This is a genomic window from Mesorhizobium sp. P3_A9, from assembly GCF_056402975.1.
The window spans coordinates 1-917 of record NZ_JBFUGJ010000745.1 but is presented as its reverse complement, the minus strand read 5'-3'; the positions used below and the strand labels follow the sequence as shown (position 1 = coordinate 917).

Genomic DNA, 917 nt, shown 5'->3' with positions numbered 1-917 from the left:
GCTTCAAATGGTGGGCGCTGCCGGTAGCTTTCATTGCGTGGCTCTTGCTGTGGAAAGGCACTTTCGGCCTGATTGAGAAAGGCGTTTCGCTGTTGGGGCTGGTAACGCTCTGCTTCGTCGTAGCAGCGGTCATCCTCAAGCCTGACTGGACGCGGGTCGCCGTCAGTTCGRTGCCCTCCTTGCCGCATCACGACACCGCTACCTACTGGTTCATGGCTGTCAGCATTCTGGGTGCGTCCATCTCGCCATATCTCTTCATGTTCTATTCCGCGGGAGCGATCGAGGACAAATGGGACAGGAGTTATCTCGGTATCAATCGCGCCATTGCCGGGCTCGGCATGAGTTTCGGCGGCACCATCTCCATAGCCGTGCTTATCGTCTCGGCGTTGGTGCTTGGAACGAACGGCATCACCCAGGTGGACGATTACCACCAATTGCCATTGATGCTGACTCCGGTGTTCGGCTTCTGGGGCTTTGTGCTGTTCGTTGCATCGCTTGGCATCGCCTGCTTCGGCGCTACGGTCGAGATCGCCCTGCAGCAGGCATACCTCGTCGCGCAGGGGTTCGGATGGAATTGGGGCGAGGACCGCAAGCCTCGCGAGGATCCAGGCTTCACGATTGTCTATACCGTCACAATCTTCGCGGCCGCCATTCCGATTGCGCTCGGCCTTGATCCGCTGAAGCTTACCATCTTTTCAATGGCCCTTACGGCAGCAAGCCTGCCTCTGGCGGTGGTGCCATTTCTCTTCTTGCTCAATGACCGGTCCTATATGGGTGAACATCGCAACGGCGTGATCTCCAACGCGGCAGTGCTCTTTGTTATCGCTCTTGGCTTCATCCTCGCGGTCGTCACCCTGCCTCTGCAAATATTTGGAGGCAGTTGATGCTCATCATACGCGACGTTTTGGACAAGCAGG

General features: G+C 57.3%; 1 protein-coding gene. It reads left to right on the top strand.

Annotated elements, in window-relative coordinates; genetic code table 11:
- The coding region (locus AC1DX0_RS36470) for an NRAMP family divalent metal transporter (RefSeq protein ID WP_477359425.1) at positions 1–884 on the top strand (884 nt) is incomplete at its 5' end.
- Positions 885–917: the final 33 nt, after the last annotated feature.